Genomic DNA, 24,422 nt, shown 5'->3' on the forward strand with positions numbered 1-24,422 from the left:
AATCTTGGAAAATTCTCAATCGGATTTTGAAGGAGCTGATGAAAAATCAAGTCGCATAGTTAAAACGATTCCGGCCTTTTCTGGACTAACTTTAACGATCTTCTCGCTCGTTGGGATATTTTTTTTATTATCCCAGCCCAAGATCAAACAACACTGATTTGTTTTTTGATGGTTTTTTCTTTTTCTTTTTGTTTCCCTTTCTATCCTTCCTACGGTGTTAGAAAAAAATCAAGAAATTTAATATTATGAAGAATACGGCTCCGCCCGTTTATATTGACGGGGAAGAACACAATCGACATTCAGCACTTCTGCAGTTTTCAAAACCCAATAGGGATTTCGCAATAGTTCCCGCCCCAACCATACAAAATCCGCCTCCTTTTTCTCTAAGATGGTTTCTATTTCGGTCGGAGTTGTAATTAACCCCCCCGTTATAACGGGTATATCTACTTGCTTCCGAATGATCGCCGCAAAGGGGACTTGATAACCGGCCACAAAAGCAATTTCGGGAACAGCTGCTGTCACACCTCCACTACTCACATCCAATAAATTCACCTGGGTTTGAGGATCTGCATTTAAAGACTTGATAATTTCCACATGATCCTCCGCATGAAGCCCCTGGGGTTCATATTCATCTCCAGAAATACGAAGAGCTACGGGTCCCACATAAACCTCCTTGATTGCTTTGATAATGGCAGTCAAAAAGGAAAGATTATACCGCGGGTTACATCCATAGGTATCGCTTCTTTTATTCACCAACGGAGACAAAAATTGATTGATCAAATATCCATGGGCTCCATGAATCTCAATAAGATCAAAGCCTGCCTTTTGCGCCCTCTCAGCCGCTTTTTTGAATGCTTGGGTCACGTCTTCAATTTGTGCGCGGGTCATTTCAAATGGTTCCGGATATTTCTCATTAAAAGCGATACTTGAGGATGAGAACCCTTTGCCGGTCCCAGTTTTTCGTCCAGCATGCCCTAATTGAATGGCAATCTTAGCTCCAAAATGATGCACAATATCAACTATCGATTTTAAGCCTTCAATATGGCTATCAGACCAAATTCCCAAATCCGCATTGCTAATCCGCCCTTCTGGTACCACAGCCGTCGCTTCCAAAATAATAAGTCCCACACCTCCCTGGGCTCGGGTTCCATAATGCACCACGTGAAATGGTTTTACCATGCCCGATTCATCCGAACTATACATACACATTGGGGGCATAACCACCCGATTTTTCACCGCTATCGTTCCAATTTTTTTTTCTGTAAAGATCATTTCTTTCCCTCTATTGATATATATTACGATTCTTGCGAAATATGAATTAATCGATTTTTTCCAAAATCTGAGATACCTAGCAATCGAAACTTTGATACGATTCTTCCACTTATCCAATAAACTTTTCATAGGATTCCATCAGAAGGAACATCATCTTTTGAATGTTTCCATTCAATTCTACTTTAAATTTATCAAATGTCATTCCGATGGTTCTTCGAGTAATGAATTTACACAATTCTCCATGGAGATAGCTATGTAGAATATAAGAAATTTCATATGCTGCATTTCTTGGGACTTTTTCTTGCATACTATTGTAAACTAATTCTGCAAATCGTTTTTTTAATTCTTCCGAAAATTGAGTTACTCGTAGCGGGATCGGCTCTTCTATTTTTTCTAACCAGATAAATCTAAAAAGACCTTCATGTTGATGGGCAAAATCGATTTGGGCATCAATAAAGGCAGGAAAATGTTCAAAATTTCGAGCCCGTGTTCCGACTTGCTTTTGGGTGAAAAGGATAATATTTTCCATGGTGTGTATCATAGCCGCATATAAAAAACTGTTAAAATCTCCAAAAAAATTGTAAATGTTTGTGTGCGCACATCCTGCCTTTCTAGCGATCGATCTCAGACTGATATTGTTCAAACCTTTTTTTTCATCAATCATTTGACAACAAATTTCTATGAGTTTTTGTTTTAGATTTCTTGATTGATCTGCTGGTTTTTCCATAATATCTACTTCATTATTTCATTTTTTCAATAATAAATCCATTTATTAAAATACATGGGAGCAACGCCGGGATTGATATTATTAGATAAAAAATAACCGTCTGCAAGGAATAGCCAAAAACCAGAATGAAACTGAAGTTCATAATATAATAGCCCAAAAAGATCAAAATAAAGAAAGAAATAGATTGATTTTTCCAATTTCCTGAAAATGATTCTTTCACTTTGTAATAATAGAGTGGTAATAATCCACCCGTTAGTGCAAAAGGTGAAATAAGTGCAAGATAGTACCATGTTTCCGCCCCACTGGGAACAACATAGTCAAAAAGTAATAGGAATTCCCCTAGAAAATGAAAAATAAGAAATAATAGAGGTAATAAAATAAATCCAATTAAACTTGTTATGATAATGGGTCTTTTAGGCGTTTTTGATGGTTCATTGATCACAATATCAGCTTTAAAAAATTTCGCAAGAATTACGCCTCCAATCAATAGATTCACAACATCAACAAAACAAACGAAATACTGCTCTAATTTATAGGGTGTCCAAAGATTAAATAACCCAGTATGATCAAAAGCGGTCATTCCCAAGACACCAGGAATTAGGACAACAATGGATCCGAAGATCCCATGAGTTAATCCCTTTTGAATAGGATTTCTCCCTGGGATATAATCCTTAGTCATCAAAAAAACAATTGAATAGCCAAATCCCATCAACGTATAAACGATTGCAACACTGATGATAAATCCGAATTCGGGCATTTCTTTCTCAAGCGCTAGTTGACCCTTTATTACTTGCATAATCATTCCCGATATCATCATTAGGACACCGGTAAGAAGGCATTTTATAATATTTTTTGAATTTAATTCTTCGCGTATCGTTACCACTGGTAATCAGTTACCATTGGTAATTAAGCTATATAAATTTTTCATTCCTCATGTCTCGTTAATAAATAGGCACCTCAAAATTCTATACTCCTGTTCAAGGTTTTTAATTATCGTGATTAGTTATTTTTGTTTCTGTTGTTTCTTTCTTCCCCTTCAGAACAAAAAAAAGCATTATTTTGGATTTAAAATTGCAAAAAACACATTTCTAAAATCACGGATGCCTTCGCTTTTGAATCATTTTGTTCCCCATATTATCAGACACAAATCTTCCCATATATATGAAACACCTAATTTTTACTGCTTTAAACCTCCTTTTTCTCACCGATCTTTGAGATCACGATCTATTTTTCTATTTCTTGAAAATGACCCGTTTTCATTATGATGCGGTTTGTGAAAAAATCATCCCTACTTGATCCAACTTTCGAGAATCTTTTTCATCGCGGGAAGGACTCCTTACCCAAAATTTTAGGAAAATCAGTTATCGTGAAAAATATAAGATTTCAGAGATCTTGACAATTTTCACAGATTTTTAAGTTTAGATTCATTTACACCGATATTTCGGATTTATCGAGTCAAAATTTGTAATTCTTCGAAATAAATGCCCAAAAATTCATTGGTCAATGTAGAAAAACTTCCCATAAATTTCTTGGATAATTTTGTCGAATGGCAAGATTTCTGCTCATAAATTCACCAAATTGCAAAACATTTAAATAGCAAACGAAGCTATATTAGAATTAGATTAGATTGATTTGCATGCGATTCCGACAAAAATCGGGACCAACTTGCAAAAAAAAGTCAATCTGATTGGTTGTAAAAAATACTTTCGCGGAGAAAGATTATTATGGCTAAAAAGAAACGATCATTTGCATGGAGCCCAGTTCGTAAGCTCATGAAAAAATCTGGTGCCAACATTGTTGCACGAGATGCTGTTGAATTATTAATTATCGACTTAGAAAAGACCGCAACTGTCTTGACCAAAAAAGCATTAGGGTTCGCCCATCATGCAAAACGCAAGAAGATTTCCAAAGAAGATATGGATTTGGCAATCAAATACCTCTAAAAATTTAACCCCTTTAGAGATATAAAACCCCTTTTTTTTCCCCTTCTTTCTTGTTTTCAGTTAATATCCTTAACATATTTCGATTATTAAGTAATTTGAAATTTATTTAAATAAGTTTAACGGATCTTTGCCTTTCTATATTACGAATTCAAGCGATACGGAAACCTTAGGATTAGATTTGAATACCATTGAGAACTCCTATATATTAAAGAGATAGCATGTTAGAGAACAAAAATGCCAATATGGAAAAAAAAAGAGACATAACAAATCTAGTTCTTTAATCTTCGAATCTGCTGCTAAGATGTTTTTTCCCGAAAAAATGCGTTCCTTATACCGAGATAAAACACATACAAGCCAATCCCAGCGATAATATGAAACCCATCATTCTGAGGTCTAAAAATCGCAGTCCCTTCAGGATTTAAAAAAATACCTTCCTGATCTTCAGGATAGAAAAACATTCCTCCCACAAATTGGAAGATTCCTGAGAGAAGAATGATGGTATTTCCAAGGAGGATGTTTTTACTAATGGGATGATCTTTTTTATATAAAAGAAAGCCCATGAAGTAAATCAAGATACTGCAGATTCCCAGGAGACCTACCCAAATGATAAATTTCCATTCGTAGATAATGGCGATTATAACATAAATAATAACCATAAAGATTGGTAAGAGTAATAACGGCTTATTGTTATCGGGTTTGACATGAAAAATGAGAGCGCTTACAACACACACAAAAGATAAACCGCCAAAAATCATGGTTGGGGGCCAAAAAAAAGCGACTAAGAAACCATCACTGAGAAAATGACTAATGGCTCCGAGAATTGCAAACATCACGATACATCCATAACCTCCAACCCAGAGTTTAAGGGAAGCATCAAAGATGTTGGCTTTTTTAGCTTTAGAAACAATTAAATATATCAAAAAAACAGCTTCAAGGGTCAATAATATGTCCGTCACCGAGGTTATCGGTTGGATGGGAACAAGTTCACTTTGCATTCTGATTTCACACTTCCTTTACTAGCATAAAACAATGTATCATATTTCGTCTATGTGATATAAATAGCTATTTAATATCAGAAAAAAGCCACTTGGTTGCGATATCACACTATTTTTTCTCAGAAATGATTATTAGAAATGATATCAATGACATAAATTGATAAGTTCTATCAAAATGGAGCAATGATGGTATGTAAGATATATTTTTAACTGAGGAATTCTGAATAAAGGATTTTTCACCTTCAATTTCAATTTCAATTTTTTCCAAGGATAGTTATTTTTGTTGATTTGGATCGTTGTATCGTCGTAAGTAGAAAGAAAAAGTCGTTCCTTTATGGACTTCCGATTCCACAGTTATAGCACCCTCATGTTTCTTAATAATAGAATAGCATACGGACAATCCTAATCCCGTACCCGTTGATTTCGTTGTAAAATAGGGGTCAAAGATTTTTTGAAGATTTTGCGGTGGAATCCCAGCTCCTTGATCTCTAATCGAGACTTTCACAAACTCTCCTGCTTTCAATCCCAGTGAGTTGTTAGAGGAAATTACACTATTCTCGGCCAGAATTTCAATAACACTTCCCTTATCAACAGCTTGAATGGCATTCAGCACGATATTTTGTAAGACTTGGCTAATTTGCCCCGCATCCACATATACTGGCCATAAAGAAGGCGAAATTTCATATTTTGCCAACACAGAACTTCCCCGAAGGGTAAAACTGGTTGATTCTCGAATTAATTTTTCAGTATCGTTCACACTTTTTTGAAGAGCCTCCCCCTTTGAAAATGTAAGCAAACGACGCGTTAATTCACTAGCACGATTTGCAGCATTTTCAATCTCCGCAACAATTTCATAATTTTCATTGGTTTCGGGGATTTCTAGCTTCAAAAGGGAGGTATTCCCAAGAATGGAAGTGAGATAATTATTAAAATCATGGGCGATGCCTCCAGCTAATAATCCGAGAGATTCGAGTTTTTGATTGTGAATCTGTTCTTCCTGCAAGTATGTTTCTTGAACTAAAATTTCCCGTTCCATGGAAATGATAATAGGTACGATAAGCAGGAAAAGATTTAAGATTAAGTCTAAGCTTAACATGATTTCATGAGCGTACCTAACATCAAAATCGGAAAGCACTGTATAAATGATGTCAAAGAGGCCAATAATCAATACATACATGAAAAATTTATAGGTAGGACTTTGTTTCTTCTGAGAGATCTTAAATAACGACCAAATTGCGAGAATTAATAGCAGAATAGTTATCAATTCAACAATAATTGAAATAAAAAAACGAAAAACATCAGCAAAACCAATATTTAGACTCAGAGTAAATATAGAGAAATAGCAGATGCTTAAATTCAAACCTTTTGACTTGTTTTTACTTTTTAAATTCATTAATTTGATATCATAAATGTCCATATAATCCCGAACTGAAGAAATGATGAAAATTAGCACTGCTAATCCGGAGAAAATAACATTTAACTCATAAATGTTCATCTCAGGCAATAAATTGTGGACTAAGGCAAACACACGACCAATGGTATGCATATAGTAAGCGACCATCCATAATAGAAGATCCCGTCTCATGGTAAAGACCGCTTTGGTCATTAATATATCCGCAACAACAATAATAATCAAGTTAGTAAGAATAATTCCCGTTCCTTCAACCATCACTTAACATATGGCAATTATACTTTTGGATTTATATAATATTGTTTTAGGAAAATTTTCACGTTCTTTTTATTCTAAAACAGTTTTGTGGTAGATCATTGGAAATAAAGTACGCTAAGGATTTAAGTTCAGTAGAATAGAGGATAAATGGAGTGAGGAATAGGAAAATGAAAGATTCGTTCAATGAATACTTAATTTATGAAAATAAGATGCAAAGACAAGGGTTATTTGAGGTGATATCCCAAAAATTTGAGATAAAAAAAGCAATATATCCTGGGAGTTACATTCATATCTCACCATCCTTCTATTTTGAAGAAGTTGTCTATATTGATATGGATAAAAAAGCGAAGAAATTTTTTACCGATAAAAGTTTTGAAAAAATAATAGAACAGAAAAAAGTGTATTCGAAGGAGTTTTGTTATAGATTCTATCCTTATGATTATAATACGCTAATGCACGAGGAGGTAGGAACATTTGATTTACTCATTTCGCAATATGCCGGATTAATTTCGCGAAGTTGTAAGAAATATCTTAAAAAAGGTGGACTACTTCTGGTAAATAATTCTCATGGAGATGCTCAATTTGCAAATTGGGATGCAGATTTTGAATTCATTGCAGTTATCAATCGCAGAAATAACAAGTTCTATTACTCCTCGGAAAATCTTAAGACCTATTTTAGACCTAAAAAGGAAGGGCTAAACATCAATTTGGAGTATCTTTTGTCAATTAATAAAGGGATTGGATTCAAAAAAGCAGCCGCCCATTACATATTCAGAAAAAAATAGTAGCTTGAAAGATTTTTCAGCGAGACGAACACCTTGCTCTTGTTATTAAGACCCATCTTTCGTGTTCCATTGTGTTAGCAATTTATTTCTTTGGTTTTTTAAATCCTATTCTCAATAACAGTTTTTTTGTAATTTTTTACATTTTTTTTAAGATATATTTCTGAAATGGATTATATTGGGCATGATTTCGGACTTGGTAAGACCAAATCGCATCTTGAGGACATAGATTAACACATCCATTACATCCAACACATCTCCACTCATTAAATCTTGGATATCCACTCGTGCTGATTTGAATCGCTCCAGAAGGACAAATTTGGTGAGCACAGAGAGTGCATTGATTGCATTTTATTTTATTTAAACGTTTGATTCCCACAGTTGCAGCCATCTGCCACCTTCTTGTTAAAAAAATTGACCATAGAGATATAATCCCATTTTTTTTGGGAGATTTTTCAGCAACAACTTGATCAGATTGCTTTGAAAGAATTCGAAAAATGAATTCTTTACACCTGCTTTGGGAAATTGGGGGTAAAAAGGACTGATTGGGGGCGGACAATGTGTTTCGAGGCATCCAAGAACGAAGGTTAGTGGTAATTGACACTTCAAAATAGCCTAAAAAGAGCCCCGCTTTTCGTTCCACTGCTTTATACAAATTCCATAAAGTATTTCCGGGCATCCCTCCGCTTGTACAAAATACAAAAAAAGGGATTTTTTCCAAAGACAAATGTTTGAGGTTCTGGGTTACGAACCTTGGGGCTCGAAATGAATAAGCAGGAGAACCAATACCTATCAGATCGTATGTTTGGAGATCTGGGTGAAAATTCCGCTTAATTCGCAAGTAAGACACAATATGGCCTGCGGATTTCAGCTCAGATCCAAAAATATCTGCAATTTTTGCAGTTCCTCCAGTCCCAGAAAAATAAATGAGCCCAATTCTCATATAAATTACTAAGAAAAGAAAAGATATATCTATTCCCGTCCATTTCCCCGCAATATTTTGAGAGGAAGAAGCCTATCAAATTATATCGACCTCCCATGAGTTGGTATGCAGCATCTTTTTTTTTCCGCAATTATAGAAAAGGAAAATAGCCCCCATTTTACGCAAGATGAAGGAAAATTATTAATCTCTAAAGATTGAACAAATAACGACAAAAGGGGACAAATTAATAAAAAAAGGAAAAAAGCAGAAGTTTAATCTTTTTTATATGTGATAGCTTTGATTATTTGCAATAATGCAACTGCAAAGAAACAATAAGCCCAAAAAGACATGAAACTCCACCATAAGGTTTCAGAATTGCCAAATAGCAACTCATTAAAGCCAAACCCGCTTGTTGCATCACTTAAAAGATCATCAAAAGCTAAACCAAGATCCAGCACTGACACTCCACAAACCGCTATAAATAGGGATTGAATAATGGATAAAATACGATACGCCATTTTTGTAGGGTTAATACGACCTAATTTAAATAGTTATCTGAATAATTCGCCATAGAATTTCCAGTTTTATCATGTAAGTATTGAAATAATATGTTTTTTACATTAAAGTCCAGAATTATGAATCAAAAAAAATAAAAAAGAAAGAACCTAGGAAATACGAATTAATGCCGAGTTTTCAATTTTTGGAAGGATAAGATCGCGATTAGAGAGATTCCAAATATTCCCAATAGGAATTCGAAGGAATATCCGGGAATATTTTCCAAATCAAAACCTAAGCCGTTATCATCGGATTTGGAAAGGTTATCCAAATTTTCACTAAGATCACTGTCAGATAACAACAGTTCCATCTTATATGTTTGAGTAGTTACGTTATTTTCATCAACATCTGTCTGTTCCATCCCCAAATGAGTTAAAAGCCCCTCATCAGAATAATTTGCTATAGTTTTGAAATAATATGCATCGGTGCCATTATATTCAATAACAACAGATTTACCTTCACCACCGATTGTATAGGATGTATCCGGCATTGTGAAGAGTGGATTAAATTCCTTAAACTGAAAATTCGATCCCATAAAGGGAGATGCAAAACCAAAGTAAGGAGGATTCGCCTGATGTTCAGGATTAATATCAAAATGATAGGATGAGGGAAATATTTCACCCGTCTCATTTAATTCGAGATCTTCGGGCATTTCGTCATCTTCTGGCATCATATAGGCATCAGGCATCCCTTCCCATAGCATTTCTGCATCGACGGCAACCGAAAAATCTGTTAAAGATATTGATTGAATAGTACCCCGCAATTTACCTTCAGATTGATTTTCTCCGCCATTTGAATCAATAATTGTGAATTTTGCATCCCATTCTGCCCAAGAGCCTTCGGAAAAAGCAATCCACTCCAAAGATGGTGTCATAGGATTAAAATTATTACCATCTACTATAACATCCATATCATATGAATCATTAGTGGATCCGGAGATTTTAAGATAAGACATAGAAATATCAGAAGTTGCAATAAAAACAAGAGATTTTCCCCATGTTTGTTCGGTCAAATTGTAAACAAAGAGGTTAGAAGCTTCATCAAATAACTCAAGGTTTAATGAAGACGAACTATTATATCGTAAATCGATGGTTAGTCTCTCATGATTGAGGAGCATCCCAAGTTGGTACCAATCATCATTTAAACACACAAAATTGGTATGAAATCCATAGTTTAAGACATAGGCTTCTCCCTGATTATCATTTGGTTCAGCCCAATCATCTTCTAGAGAAGGGCTACCATGCACAAAATACTGTTTTTTTTCGGTCCCACACATTTCTGAGTCAGTAAGTTTCACAACAGAAATAAATAAGATTGAGAAGAAAAACAGAGTTACAATTTTTATTTTTAGTTGATTTGTATCCACACTATACCACTTTTTTTTTGTAAACTCCAAAAGTAGAATAAAACATTCTAAATTATTAAGAAAATTAATGGAGTCTCACAAAATCAAATGATTCCTTGTAATAATAGCTTGATTCCAATATTTTTTCTACTAAAATCTATGGTTTTATTTTCAATGTAAAACAATGAATTTTTTAAAAGCACTATCAAATTTTAAACACAATAAAAAATCTAAAGAAGATTCCACTTCAACGATGTTTTTTAAACCAATCTTTATTAATTGAAGATGGAACAAAAAAAGGAAATAAAATAATCAGAACAAATTTCATGAAGCAATAGGATCAGCTTCGATGGTCATGTCTGTTTTCTTTCGAGTTGGAAATGCAACACACCAAGCTACGCCCCAATCAACAATTCGTTGCACAAAATATGAGCCCAAAAAGATAAATGGAACGAACAACAAAACGATCCACAAATTAGCTTTAGTGAATAGATTAATGTTAAAGATTCTTGTTATAATCTCTGAAAAAAGGATAAGCAAGGGCCTATGAAAAAGATAAACACCAAATGTTGTATATCCGAGAGTGGAAAAGATCTTCTGGACAGATTTTTCTTTAAAAATCCTGAACAACAATCGTTTCACTAAATAGAGGATGGATAAAGAAGACATTATGAACAGTACAGCGATTAAATTCATAAGAATTACTGCAATTGCAATTTCAAAGAATCCTGCTTGTTGCATTACAAGAAAAACAATATGGGGAGTACCATGCTGTGCATTGAGATAAGTATACGCGAGGTTTGCAGTTAAGAAATATACTGGTAGACACACCAAGGCAATAATTAGAGCAAGAAAGATAAATCCATTTTTATTCTTACTAAGTAGTTTTTCCTTCAATTTTTCAAATTCATTCGAAGTGTAAAATTTAGCGATGATGATTCCCAAAATAAAAAAGTTGTAATATTGGAAGAACCGATATTCTACAATCCCGAAGAGTAAATTAAGTGCAACAAAAATGCCCTCAATAATTATTGCAGCAGGAATAATCTTCTTTAATGAATCCAAATAACTCAGAAATATAAAGATCAAGTAATAAAGAACAATTATTCCTATAAACCAAATGGTCCAAATCGGATCTCCTCCAAGGGGAGCAAAGAATATTTGGAGTCCAAAAACATGAGCCACCCCATAAATGAAACTTGTTTCAAAATAAGGAAATATTATAAAATAAATAGTTAAGGCAATCCAGTAGAGAGGAAAAATGCGTAGGAAACGTTTTTTGAGAAATTGTCCAATTTTTGTGGGAGAATTTAAATTTCTATTGTTTTTACTAAGGAATAAACTAAATCCAGAGATAAATACAAAAGCACTCATTGAGTTATTGATTCCTAGAGTATGGAATAGATAACCCGTGTAAGTGCTGAAGTCTACATAAAAAGTATAACCATAATTATTTGGGATATGGATTAATACAACGACAACTAAACAACAGATGATACGAAGGATATCCAATTCAATCAAATTTTTTTTTTTCATTTTTTGAAAACCTCTTATTAACGGTAACGTGAATAGGCGCCCAATGAAAGTATTTCCTGAGGGCTCTTTGATATTCTATTCTATTTAGATGCTTCTGATTATAAAGAATGTTGAACGAGAATGAAATTTTATTCACATAAATTAGCACCATTTTTATGATTCAAACGATTTTATGCAATATTTGGAATCCATGGTTCTAAAAAAGATGACCAAGAAGGAAAAACCTTTATCCACTCTTTAAATGGTGAGTTAAGTTTATAATGGGTAGTATTATTTTATGGAGGTTTTAAAAATGAATATTACACGAAAAAAATTAGCAATAATTTTAATGTCAGTCTTCGGAATAGCATTAATTGGAGGTTTAACTACAGTAATTGCCTTGAATTCAGCAGATATTAAAATAACATTTATGGATTCAGGTGAAGAAGAAGCGATGTCGTCAATTATGATAGAAACAGGCGATACTCGGATCTATGTAGATCCATATGCAATAGATTCAAAGTATGATAAAAAGAAAGCAGATATAATATTTCTTACACATCCTCATGGAGATCATTACGATCAAGATGTTATTGATAGAATTAAGAAAGATTCAACAATAATTGTTGCCCCCACATCATGTACTGATATTTTCACTGCAAATAATGCAACTCATGAAGTAATTGGCGTGGCTCCCAATTATACAGGAACAGCAGGTGGAATAAGTTTTGAAGCCATTCCCGCATATAATATAAATACGGCGAACATGGGACACCTTAAATCATATAATTGGTGTGGGTATATATTTACTATTGGGGAATATACCATTCTTCAGACGGGGGACACCTCTTGCATTCCCGAATATGAAGATATAGCAGGTGAAATTGATATCGCCATTCTTCCTATTGGATGGGGATGCTCAAATATGGGAACGGAAGGTTCTTTAGAAGCTGTTGGAATAATTCAACCTACACATGTCATACCAATTCATTATGGTCCTTACCCCGAAACTTTCGATGAATTTGTTGCAGGGTGTTCTACCCAATATCCAGATCTAAAAATACATAAGACCACACTTTATGTATTCTGAAGTGTATTAAAGAATCTGGAATAATAACATTCTAACCTTTTTTTTCTATTTTTAATAATCAAATCCTTCATAGGTAATTCTGACCAACATAATTATCACAACCAAGAAATACTATCCAATTTATTAGCTATAAATCAAGGTTGGAAGGTATTCTGGGAGATGGGGACATGGGAGAGCGACTTTATAAAAAAGAGGGAAGCAAAAAAAAGTAAAACCGATAAATATGGGGGAGAATTACTTTTTTTTGATTTCACTTATTTTTGAAATTAACACAACTATGGGCAATGCAATTGTTGCCATCCAAACTGAAAAAGGAGCAGTAATTTCGGAGATGGTCTTAATTATAGTCGGAATAATTTGAGGAGAAATCCTTTTTACCAACAAAGAAGTAAATAACCTGTTATAAATTCGAAAAAGTAACCAAAATCTCTATTCTAAGGCAAGTTTGATTTAATATTGCATTTTTGTTATGATAAATTCCTTTTTTTGTAGACAGGGGATTAAAGTAAAAGCTTAGACTGATCATACACACTCTTTTTGAAAAATCGAATTTTACTCAAATATAAAATGACAAACCAACCATGAGGAGAAGCATAAAATTAATCTATGACGATTTATTCCCAAATTATAGGGTTAGGTTGATTTTTTCTTCATTTAAGTGAATTAGAGATATTTTAAACAAAACTAAAAATGTGATACACACTAAAAATACATACCTTTATATATTAGATACACCTTAATATAATTAGAAACACATCTCTAATACATAAAAAATGCGGTGCAAAAAAAATGAAAACTCACACTCAAAAAACGGAAAATGTCTGGAGCTTAGTCTCAACCCGAACCCAATACTACTAAACTTTTTTCACACATACAACCCCTGGAGAACCTAAAAAATGAAAACTCACACTCAAAAAACGGAAAATGTTTGGAGCTTAGTCTCAACCCGAACCCAATACTACTAATCTTTTTTCAAAAATACCCTTGGAGAACATCTAAAATGCGAAAAAATCACACAACACAAAATATCAAAGTCTGGGAATTAGTTGCTCCTAATCCCCGCTTCTATTAAAACCCCTTTTTTCAAAGATACACAAAAAAAAAAACAAAGTGAACTACCGTGAACACAAATTTAAAAACTTCCCGAACCGAAAATGTCTGGAGCTTTGTCTCAAACCGAACTCAATATTTCTGATTTTTTTTAAAAAACTACAACCTATAACACAGGAGATGCCACACTACAATGAAAAAAAATACCCCATCAATCTGGAATCAAATTAGCAATAAACAGTATTTCTAGTTTTTCTCCCCACTTCCTGCAATCCTCATTATTCAAGGAATATATCCTTTTCATCAATCCTTGTGCTGGACACATTTTAACCTACAATAAAAAATAAAACATACACCTTCTTTTTCCCAAAAAAAGTTAGAAATTCAGAATTAAAAAGCATTTTTACTAATTTCTAATGAAACCCATTCATATCATTTTTTGACTTGAAAACGATTGGATGAGTATGCAAGAAATTCCGATTTTTGACTCAACAAATCTTTCCGAAATAACCCAAAATATTGAAATCTTTATTAAAAATGCATTAAAACGATTGAAGAAGGATGGTGCAATAATTGGACTTAGCGGAGGATTAGATTCTGCTGTTACTGCAACCTTACTAGTGAGAAGTTTGGGATTATCGAAAGTAAAATTGTTAAACATGCCAGAAAAAGATAGTAAAAGCATCCATCAACGTCACGCGAAACAATTAGCAAATCATCTGGGAATTAAGTTAATGAAAAGGCGAATAAATGGTCCCTTGAGAGTGAGTGGAACATATCGTTTATTGCCTCTGCGTTTCATTCCGACTCAAAAACTCCGTGCATTGTTAATAAAAGTAGGAAAAAAGCGATTTTTATCAGATGGAGATGCCCATCTATTATTGGATCGCTTTTCCTATAGGCCAAGATCTTGGATGGCTCGAGCAAATGCATATGCAATGACTAAGCATCGAATGAGGATGACTTTCATTTACAAATATGCAGACTTTTTAAATTATGCAGTTGTCGGAGCTGCGAATCGTACAGAATGGTTAACAGGAACTTTTTCAAAATGGGGAATTGATCATTGTGCAGATATCATGCCAATTATTCATGTTTATCGATCTCAATTGGATCCATTAGCGAAATATTTACAAATACCAGACTATATTCGATTTAAAGGAGCAGATCCAGATATAATTCCAGGGGATTTAAATAAAGGGGATTTATTGGGAGGATTTTCTTTAGTAGATCAAATTCTTTTCAACCTTGAAAATGGATTACCTAAGGAGAAGTTGTTTGAGAAATTTGATAAATCGAGGGTCGAGATTATCGATCAGCTATGGAAAAATTCTCAATGTATGAGGGAAATTCCCTACCATCTATAATTACTGTTTTTGACAATAAAAATTGATTATATATAGGAAATGATTAATAATTGTTATTCCCCATAATTGATTTATCACAAATCGTTTAATTTACAAGATGAAAAAATGTCAAATGGATCTAATTTTGCTGGAACTATTATTGCCAGCATTTTAATTACATTAGTCTTAACCAGAACTAGGATGAATTTTGGGTTACCCTTAATACTTCCAAATATGACTAGCCATTTATCGGAGTGTGCACTTACCGATGATCTTACTGATGGTTGTAGACGGAAGGACCCAAAAGTACAAAAAAATAGGAAGATGAACTATTTTGAATTGTGATCATTTGAGTTCGAGTTAGAACTTTTTTTTGTTTTTGTATTCTTAACCGTTTGTTTTGCAGTCTTTACTTGTGTTTTTCTTGAAGTTTTCTTAGAAATTTTCTTTTTAAATGCAGTATCTTCTTTGGTAATTATCCGCTTTTGAGATTTTTTTTCAGTCATCGTTTTGTTTTGCAATTCGGTCTTATTTTCTATCTTGAGGTTTTCAGATTCAGAGGGAATTTTATTCTCAACGAGATTTGTTGTGTTTGCAAGATCCTTTAGATTTTGTTTTGCAGCACTAAGTTCTTCTTTAAAGATCGAATCACTTTTAGAACTATTATTATCTCCTTTCGATTTTTTAGGTATTATCTGTATTTCGTTGTTAGCTTCCATTGTATTTATACCAATTTTCTCTTCTGGATTGGAGAAATCAGCGACTTTATTGGATCGAGGAGGTCGAATAATTTGAGTTTTATCTTCATTTTTTTCAATTTTAGAATCACCAGGCATATCTTTCTGTTTACTCTCCTTAAAAATAGATTTCTTTTTGGTTACTGAAGATTCAGGTCCAATTCCATTTATTTTAGATGGTTTTTCCAAATCTTTGGGAGAATAAAACTTCTTTTGATGAGATTTAGAACTTTGTTTCAATTTTCCTAAACTGAATCTGCTCTTTTTTTCCTGAGATTTTGGCACTTCTTGCCTTCGAGAGACTTCATCAAGAATTTGACGATCGCTATCGGTCATCAAGATCACTTTATTTTCATCTATAGCATTTTTGGAAATATCTTCAGGTGTTATGTTGTCATATAATCCGAAGTTCCGTTGTCTCCAAATGAGAAATACAATAGTAGATATTGAGCCAGCTAGAAGTACAGCTAAAATACTAATAATCCACCAAAGTGCTGCATTCCCTCGATTTTCTGTTCTATCTCCAGTACCAATATCTGCATTTGGATCTTCAACCACAATTAAAACACTATCAGAAACGCTAACTCCGGAAGCAGAAACGAGAATGCACTCAAATAAATAGGTACCTACAGTTAAATTATTCACGTTGATAGCAATTGGTTCGCCACTTTGCCATTCGCCTTCATAGATGATAACCCCATTTTGTTTAATAATTACATTTCCAGGATTAGGAGAATTTCCATACCAAGTAATGGTTGAAGCAGTCTGATTCACATCTAAAACCACATCTTGTGGTTGAGAAATGGTTGGAGCAGGGTCTAAAACGATTACTACAACGGAGTCATATACCATCATTCCACTCGTCGAATTAAGGACGCACTCATAAAGATACGAACCAGCGATTAATCCATCAAGATCGATTGAAATGTCAAGCGAAGAAGTCCAATTATCGAGGAATATTACTTCTCCATCTTTCAAGATTTTAACTTTATCAGGTATTAAAGAGTTTCCCACCCAGGTTATGTTTTGACCAATCTGATTTATAAGAAAAGATTTATCTGGAGGATGGCTTATCTCCATATTTGGTTCTAAGACTGTAAGAATTACCGCATCATAAACAACGTTTCCAGTGGTTGTATTTAGATAACATTCATAAAGATATACACCTGGCATTAAACCATCAATGGGGAGAATGATATTTTCTGAAGAATTCCAAGGATTCTCAAAAATCAGAATATTGTCTTTAAAAATTTTAATATGATCCGGTATTGGGGACGTCCCTACCCAAGTGATATTATTATTTAAACTCAAAACAATATAGGAACGATCCTCAGGATGTGAAATTGTGGGAGGAGGTTCTAATACTGTGATAGTGATGGAGTCATATGCAATTTCATTTGAAGTGGAATTAACATAGAGTTCAAAAGTGTATATTCCTGGATCTAAGTCAGCAATCTCGATAATAAAGGGTTCATCACTATTCCATGATGTATTAGACTCAATTAATAAACCATTCCGATAAATTAACGCAGTATCTTCTAGAGGTGTATTTACCGACCATATAATTGGATTAACAAACTCTGTAACATTGAACACCACATCTTCTGTGGCTGTTATTATAGGATGTGTGCGAATTACTGTAACCAGAACACTATCACTTGAAAAATCACCTTGCGTTGAATTTACAAAGCACGTATACTGATAAATTCCGACTTGTAATGAATCAATATTAATTAGTATCGGAATATTGTTCTCCCATAACCCTGTTGCAATTATACTTCCATTCCGAGTTATATTGTAATAGTTGGGATCAGTAGTATTAGCATTCCAACTGATGCTAAAACCCGTGTACCCAAAATAATAGGATACATCGCCCGTGGATGAAATATTTGGTTTTGGTTGTAAGTTATAACCATCCCACCAAATAGGAAAACGATCTTCCCCATTGGGCAATATATAATATGACATATTACCAATATAATCATCATCCCAATCATTTCCAGCAAAGTCATCCCAGTAATTTCCCATTGTACCATTATCCCATAAATTTAGAAAGCCTTCATCAACTGCATGCAATCCATTAGATGAAAAATTATTGAAATAAATTTCACTAGATATCGCATTTGCATATAATCCAATTCCAATCCCTGTAGTATTCCAAATATAATTAGAAACAATTAAACTGTCTTGACAATCAGTGATTATATAAATTCCAAATGCTGTATTGTTAGAAATGCTACAATTGATAATCTCATTAGAATCACAATTGCTTTCCACTTTAATCCCATATTCTGAGTTAAATGAAATTGAATTATTATAAATTTCATTGGAATCACAGAGATCATGAAGGAAAATTCCATGTTGGTTGTTGTATGAAATATTATTATAAAGAATTTGACAATAATCGCTATCATCATCAATCCAAATTCCATGTAAGTTGTTATAGGATATATTATTCCATTTAATGAAGGATGAATCGCTTCTTTCATTAATATAAATCCCATAGCCATAATCCGCCGCACCATTGAGTCCATTATGTGAAATCGTATTATAATATATGGAGTTATTTATTGAGTCAGTCTCAATATAAATTCCATGATACTGAGTATTGCTTACATTATTGTAAAGAATTTGATTAAAACTACTTTCATCATCATAAAACATACCATAATTTCCTGACACGTTGTTATCTGAAATTTCATTGTATTGACATTCATCAAGAAAATAAATTCCATACCGATTATTTCTCATAAATGAATTACTAATAATATAATTGAAATTACAATAATCTTGGAAATATATCCCATCCCACTTATTATCCGATATGACGTTTTTTTTCAAAATGTTTCCATTACAATGGGATAAAAGTGAAATACCTTGTGAATAAGAACCAATACTTTGCGAAAAAATATTATTTTCAATTAAATTATTATTACAATAATTATCAAGGTAAATTCCATCGCTATAGCTGTTCCTGGCTCTTGAAATATTGTTTCCTTGAAAATTATTGAATGAACAATATTGATTGAGGTGCACAAGATGATTTTTACTGTAAGTTATATTGCACAGAGTGAAATTATTATTGTTTGAATAATAGAGATAAACTCCATTCAAAATTGCTCCAGTAAAATTGCAGTTAGTTATTCCAAGGTAATTTGATTTGTAAAGAAATATTCCATATTGACGATTGGTAATATCAAGATCTTCAATAATAGAATTATTTGTATTAATCAAATATAATTGACCTCCATTTGAAAAATCCTCTGGTAATAATCCATCTTCATCAACATAATAATAAATATATTTATTATCAACTGAATTGTTTAAATTAAAGAAATGGGTGTAATGGTTTTTGTTTGTTAGAGTTCCTTCTATGCCGAAACCAGTTTTAGTAAAATTATTATCCTCAATAAAAAAAAATTCACATGATGAAAGATATAAACCATAATCATTGTTGTCAAAAATTTTGTTATAAGATATATTAACTTCTAAGCAACCTGTATTAAACTTAACTCCATAATATGCATTTCCACCATTTTTAGAAACCAAATTAGAATGAATTGATACATTTTTAGAAGTAGATAATTCGATTCCATGACGAGTATTTTCTGAAATGTTATTGTTGAAGATTGTTAAATTTTCTGCCAAATTATAGGATATAGCAGCTCCTGAGATTCCATATAAATTTTTATTAATTTGATTTCTCGAGATTTCACAGTTATCAAAATATGATAAATGTATTCCTTGGCCTCCGTTGTTACTGATCTCATTTCTTGAAATATTGATATTTTGACAATAAGAAGTAAAGGAAGCTCCATAGTTCGTATTATAATTAATGCTGTTACCAACCACAGTTGTATTTATGCAATATCGATCAACATGCAATCCATCATTTTGACAATATTTCAGATCATTTAATTCAACCGTAATATTTTCACAATAGGTATCTAAATAAATACCATAACCAGGTGACCCATAGCTATTATAATTATATCCTTGGATACCATCGATATTATTACTCGAGATATTGCTATTTATCGTCTTATAAAAGTAAATCCCATCATAGTATGAGTCAGATATAATATTGTCGATAACTGATATATTTTTACATTCAATCGACACAACACCGTAATCAGTATATGAAAAATCTTGATTGGAAATTATCGAATCATTACATGTTATTAAATATATTTGAGCGGCATTTGTATAATTTAGTTCAGTTAAATTTGCGAGATTTTTAAAATAAAATATTTCCTTTCCATCCACAAAATTATCTTCGATGGTGTGGGTGTAGTATTCAATATCAAAAGATGAACCTCTTGCCCCATATATCCCCAAACCTGATTCAGTTAAAGTATTACTTTCAATTATCAAAAAACTCGAACTTGATATTCTGATCCCAAAAATTGTACTTTCACTAATTGAATTGAAAGATATATTATTGTAATTTGAATTACTCCTGATAGATATTCCAGAATATAAGGAAGTTGAGATAGAATTATATGTAATATTATTTTCCAAACAATTAGAAGATAGTATTATTCCATTATTATTTGCATTCGAAATGGTGTTATCTGTTATATTATTGAAATTACTACTTATTAGATGAATTCCATCTCTTTTTGGAGTATCCATCGTGTTTTGAGTAATGTTTGATAATTCACAACCAGTTAGATGGAGTGCATCATAAACATGTTTGAATATATTATCGAAAATGGTAATATTTTTAAAATTTGATGTTGAATAAATCCCATAATAGTTTTGTGTACTTTTACCTGTAATATTATTACTACTAATCGTAATATTTTCACATTTATCATAGAAATTTATTGCTCGGTAGTTGTCATTGAATTTGTTATTAGTTAAGATCCCATTAGTAACATTTGAAAAGAAAATACCACCATCTCTGTAATAATATGTATATTCATATCCGATAATCTCACAATTCTGAATTATGAAATGTGATTTAGAATCATGAATATAGAGCCCTTTATAATCATTTAATGCAAGATCTTCTAAAGTAACATTCTCAATTATATATGGATCGCCTTGAGTACCAGAACCGGAACACCAATCCTGAGATACAGCCCAAGACCAGTTTTTAGCACCAATACCCGTAGCATCTCCATCAATTTCCAAATTGGTAAACTCCCAGTTTATAGAAGATTTAGGTTGAATTTGATTTTTAAATTGTTCAAATCCATGATCAGAACTATCGAAACGAGATTTGAAAGAATTTGCACAAAATCCAAGGATAATAACTATAGTTAGGTAGGATAAAATAAAACAATAGTGCTTTTTTAGTGATAATTTAGTAAATAATTTCATAAAGCAATTTGGATCTTCTTAATATTTTAGTGTTTTTATATTTACAAATTGACAGAATTAACATATTTTAAGAGGAAACTATTCTTAGTGCTAAATTTACTTAGAATTTGAATAAATTGAAAAAAAAATTATATCAGAATTCAGTTTAGAAAGACATCTGGAAAAAGAGAATCTAATTCAAGACACCCTACTGGGAATATTAATATTACATATCCCTACAAAAAATATATGGTAAAAAAAAAACTTGGAAATAAATATAATTTCTATGCAGCCCCTCATCCAGCGATTGTGGCAGGAACTTTTGTGAATCAGAAACCAACCTACACCCCTTTAGGAGATTTTGGCATCCTTTGTGCCTACCCGTTACACGTTTACATCGCTTCTGTACACACTCATTATTTGAATCAAGGAATTATAGACAATTTGACATTTAGTGTTAACATCCCAAATGAAGATAATTTGGAGAAATTGGATTATGTAGGTATGGTATCGGGTCATAAAACAGATAAATCACAGGTTTTCAAATATTTTATCGGGGATCTAGAGACAGCACCCATGATTGAAGAATTTCCAGTCACTATGGAATGTAAAGTCCACAAGATAGAAAGAGTCGGACAAAATGATGTATTCATGGCAAAAGTAGAGAATATCTACGCTGATGAGATCTATATGGAAGAAGAGAAATTAAATATAGACAAAGTCAACCCGATAACGCTATTCATGGATTTAAGTTACAGAACGATAGGAAAGGTGATAGGCAGATCTTATCAAATGGGAAAAAATTACTTAAAAAAGCATCCATAATTACTCAAGTCCTTCGACAGTAAAAAAAAAACTTAAATCATGATGACCTATATTTCACGAGGGTTAAATTGTGAATAACAGAACAAAACAACTTTCTACAGTTATATCAGTATTTTTAATATTCATGGTGAGTTTCTCTTCACTTTCATCAAATGGAATATCAAAAATAGAGCAAGATGATTTATTGCCAAAATCACAAGCTGCAGCAACATTTGATTTTACTTTTCCTGAAATTGGAGGGCATGCAGATTATTCTGGTAAATCTAATGGAGATTATCTCAAGCTTTATGTTATGGTTGCTTCCCCATCAGGATCAATGCCCGATTTAGTTTATGCTATGATGAATAATGAAAAATATGAATTATCACCCATGTTTATTGATCCAGGACGAAATACACTTTCACTTCTTCCAAACGATATAAAATCGGGAATTTATTTTGGAACGGTCTTGGGAAATTTACCAGATAATAATTATACTTGTCAATTTTTTGTAGAACTCGGCACTAATGTCAAATCAACGAATTCTACATTCAATGCAAATGTATCCATCCCACTTCCGGATAATGTATTTGATCCAATAAGTTATTCTACAGGAAGAACTAAGCTGTACACTAACACTTATAGATTCACTTTTACTCATTTAAATCCTTGTGTAGACGTGCAAAGTGTCGCAGTTACAATTAATGGTACATCCGAGGAAATGAATTGGGATAAATATGAAGAAGAATTCTTTTTCATCAAAGATTTTGGATTAGATACTAATAGTACTTATCTCTATAACATGACTATGGTAATTGGAGGCATTTCTAACACAACTCGCAATCGAACTTTTACAATTTTACCAAAACCTTATGAATTTCAGAATATGTGGGGAATGGTGACTGATTATGGATGTGAGGCAGATACAAAATACGTCTATTTTGAGTGCAGTAATTGGGAAGATCAAGAACCTGAAGATATTATACTACAAGTGAATAATGTGAATACCACCTTGAAATGGAAAATCGAGCCCATTTATAAGACCTATGCAGATGGAACATGTTATAAAGAGATAATTGATTGGAGAAAAATCCAATCTCTCGATTTTGAAGACTATCCAATAACATTTCAAAATGGAATGGACTATAATGTTAGCATGTGGGTAGGAAATGAAACAGGTTATCAAGAATGTAAAATATGGGTAAATCGAACATATTATCGGATCGAACCCAATTTTACCATAAGTATTTTGAATCAAACCTTATTTATGGACAGTGAATTCGATTTTTACTTAAATGGAACTTTCAAAGTTCAAAGTACCTATGAAAATTTTACTTGGATCAGCCCATCAATCGGAAAGATAGAAGGTCCCGCTGGAAATAGTAATTTCTTTTGGTTATGGTATCAAGGAGGTGCCAATCTCACATCAGGAGAAATATATGGAAAGGAAGGATATTTATTTACTAATGAAGAAGGTATGTGGGGAAATTTTCAATATTTTATTGAGATCACATATGGATTCTTGTTAAATGGAACCAGAGGTACTGGAACTTGGCGATCTCCGGTATATACAATCAATTTACAAGAATATAATACAACGGAAGGAAAATATGGGGTTGAAGCAGAACAATGGTTCATCTATGATTCAACCGTAACCTATGAGTACGACCGACAAACAGATTGTAAACGTTCCACAGAAAGTTCTTGGCGATATATGTATGAAATTGTGGATATTGGAAGAAATTTAGGATCAGATTTTGTCGATTACAAATATCATTCTTGGGTACCATGTGCAAAACAATGGAGCAACACACAGATGATTTCTTCATGTAAACCACTTGATCGTCCAGGAATTTCTCGAAATTACATTGATCCAATGAATTCCGATACATATTTGAATTTTCTTATTCCAGAAGATAAGTTAGATTTTAGTTTTGATGAATTAATCAATTTAACCGCTGAAGGATACTTCTCTAAAAAAGGTAACACAATCTCGGGGTCGTGGGAAGAAGGAGTTTGGGAAGCAGAATACGAAATTGTGTTTGATCGAAAAGGGGTATTGCAATCAATGATTTTCACTGAAACGATAAACCATATGACTTCAACCTACACAGTTCAACTATTTTCTGAAGGGAAAGGAGACCTTCCTAACGATGATGGAACATGGAAAGAAAATGGACGCACCACGGTTTGGACAATCGTTTTAGTGGGAGGTATCGCGGGAGTAATAATCTTCTTGCGGAAAAAAGGATTTATTACTTCCAGTTCTCCCTAAACAAATTCAATTTACGCTATTATTTTTTATTGTTTTTTTACATAATTTTTTCTTAGATTTTGTCAATTTTGGACAAATTTTTCCAAAT

Annotated in this window: 17 protein-coding genes; 7 read left to right on the top strand and 10 right to left on the bottom strand. The window is 32.9% G+C overall.

What is annotated here, in order from left to right:
• Positions 1 to 243 precede the first annotated feature (243 nt).
• From namA to NEF87_RS04540, 3 genes are all read right to left on the bottom strand, one after another.
• Positions 244 to 1,272 (bottom strand): NADPH dehydrogenase NamA, encoded by a 1,029-nt coding sequence (gene namA / locus NEF87_RS04530; protein ID WP_457918840.1) that lies wholly within the window; start codon positions 1,270 to 1,272, stop codon positions 244 to 246.
• Between the two features lie 109 nt (positions 1,273 to 1,381).
• On the bottom strand, positions 1,382 to 1,999 hold the full coding sequence (locus NEF87_RS04535) for a TetR/AcrR family transcriptional regulator (protein WP_457918841.1): 618 nt from the start codon (positions 1,997 to 1,999) through the stop codon (positions 1,382 to 1,384).
• Positions 2,000 to 2,012: 13 nt separating this feature from the next.
• A complete protein-coding gene (locus NEF87_RS04540; RefSeq protein WP_457918842.1) occupies positions 2,013 to 2,882 on the bottom strand; it encodes a hypothetical protein in 870 nt (289 codons plus the stop codon).
• An 841-nt stretch (positions 2,883 to 3,723) separates the two neighbouring features.
• Between NEF87_RS04540 and NEF87_RS04545 the strand changes: the two genes are divergently transcribed.
• The gene (locus NEF87_RS04545) at positions 3,724 to 3,942 is read left to right on the top strand and encodes a histone-like protein (RefSeq protein ID WP_371805217.1); all 219 of its coding nucleotides are present in this window, start codon (positions 3,724 to 3,726) and stop codon (positions 3,940 to 3,942) included.
• Positions 3,943 to 4,238: 296 nt separating this feature from the next.
• On the opposite strand, the gene NEF87_RS04550 is transcribed toward NEF87_RS04545, so the two are convergent.
• Together NEF87_RS04550 and NEF87_RS04555 are read right to left on the bottom strand one after the other, a co-directional pair.
• Positions 4,239 to 4,937 (bottom strand): DUF6962 family protein, encoded by a 699-nt coding sequence (locus tag NEF87_RS04550; RefSeq protein WP_457918843.1) that lies wholly within the window; start codon positions 4,935 to 4,937, stop codon positions 4,239 to 4,241.
• Between the two features lie 274 nt (positions 4,938 to 5,211).
• Positions 5,212 to 6,606, bottom strand: a complete 1,395-nt coding sequence (locus NEF87_RS04555) for a two-component system sensor histidine kinase NtrB (protein WP_457918844.1) — start codon at positions 6,604 to 6,606, stop codon at positions 5,212 to 5,214.
• Positions 6,607 to 6,773: 167 nt separating this feature from the next.
• On the opposite strand from NEF87_RS04555, the gene NEF87_RS04560 reads away from it, so the two are divergent.
• A complete protein-coding gene (locus NEF87_RS04560) occupies positions 6,774 to 7,391 on the top strand; it encodes a hypothetical protein (protein ID WP_457918845.1) in 618 nt (205 codons plus the stop codon).
• 136 nt (positions 7,392 to 7,527) lie between these two features.
• Here the strand turns inward: NEF87_RS04560 and NEF87_RS04565 are convergent, their stop codons facing one another.
• From NEF87_RS04565 to NEF87_RS04580, 4 genes are all read right to left on the bottom strand, one after another.
• Positions 7,528 to 8,331: an EFR1 family ferrodoxin gene (locus NEF87_RS04565; protein WP_457918846.1), complete on the bottom strand. Its 804-nt coding sequence runs from the start codon at positions 8,329 to 8,331 to the stop codon at positions 7,528 to 7,530.
• 251 nt (positions 8,332 to 8,582) lie between these two features.
• The gene (locus NEF87_RS04570) at positions 8,583 to 8,828 is read right to left on the bottom strand and encodes a hypothetical protein (RefSeq protein ID WP_371805222.1); all 246 of its coding nucleotides are present in this window, start codon (positions 8,826 to 8,828) and stop codon (positions 8,583 to 8,585) included.
• Positions 8,829 to 8,989: 161 nt separating this feature from the next.
• Entirely contained in the window at positions 8,990 to 10,231 is a 1,242-nt protein-coding gene (locus NEF87_RS04575; protein ID WP_457918847.1) for a hypothetical protein, read from the bottom strand.
• 303 nt (positions 10,232 to 10,534) lie between these two features.
• A complete protein-coding gene (locus tag NEF87_RS04580) occupies positions 10,535 to 11,746 on the bottom strand; it encodes an acyltransferase family protein (RefSeq protein WP_457918848.1) in 1,212 nt (403 codons plus the stop codon).
• A 292-nt stretch (positions 11,747 to 12,038) separates the two neighbouring features.
• Here NEF87_RS04580 and NEF87_RS04585 point away from each other — a divergent pair, with 292 nt between their 5' ends.
• The 3 genes from NEF87_RS04585 to NEF87_RS04595 all read left to right on the top strand — a co-directional run bounded on the left by NEF87_RS04585 (position 12,039) and on the right by NEF87_RS04595 (position 15,556).
• A complete protein-coding gene (locus NEF87_RS04585; RefSeq protein ID WP_457918849.1) occupies positions 12,039 to 12,815 on the top strand; it encodes an MBL fold metallo-hydrolase in 777 nt (258 codons plus the stop codon).
• 1,514 nt (positions 12,816 to 14,329) lie between these two features.
• On the top strand, positions 14,330 to 15,232 hold the full coding sequence (gene nadE / locus NEF87_RS04590; protein ID WP_457918850.1) for an NAD(+) synthase: 903 nt from the start codon (positions 14,330 to 14,332) through the stop codon (positions 15,230 to 15,232).
• A 105-nt stretch (positions 15,233 to 15,337) separates the two neighbouring features.
• Entirely contained in the window at positions 15,338 to 15,556 is a 219-nt protein-coding gene (locus NEF87_RS04595; protein ID WP_457918851.1) for a hypothetical protein, read from the top strand.
• On the opposite strand, the gene NEF87_RS04600 is transcribed toward NEF87_RS04595, so the two are convergent.
• Positions 15,541 to 21,276 carry a right-handed parallel beta-helix repeat-containing protein gene (locus NEF87_RS04600; protein WP_457918852.1) on the bottom strand — a complete coding sequence of 1,912 codons (5,736 nt, stop codon included), beginning with the start codon at positions 21,274 to 21,276 and terminating at the stop codon, positions 15,541 to 15,543. The genes NEF87_RS04595 and NEF87_RS04600 overlap by 16 nt on opposite strands.
• A gap of 228 nt (positions 21,277 to 21,504) precedes the next feature.
• Here NEF87_RS04600 and NEF87_RS04605 point away from each other — a divergent pair, with 228 nt between their 5' ends.
• Positions 21,505 to 22,080, top strand: a complete 576-nt coding sequence (locus NEF87_RS04605) for a flavin reductase family protein (protein WP_371805229.1) — start codon at positions 21,505 to 21,507, stop codon at positions 22,078 to 22,080.
• Between the two features lie 70 nt (positions 22,081 to 22,150).
• On the top strand, positions 22,151 to 24,334 hold the full coding sequence (locus tag NEF87_RS04610) for a hypothetical protein (RefSeq protein WP_457918853.1): 2,184 nt from the start codon (positions 22,151 to 22,153) through the stop codon (positions 24,332 to 24,334).
• Positions 24,335 to 24,422: the final 88 nt, after the last annotated feature.

Origin of the sequence: Candidatus Lokiarchaeum ossiferum (assembly GCA_025839675.1) — an archaeon.
In the GTDB taxonomy this organism is placed as follows: Archaea; Asgardarchaeota; Lokiarchaeia; order Sigyniarchaeales; family Promethearchaeaceae; genus Lokiarchaeum; species Lokiarchaeum ossiferum.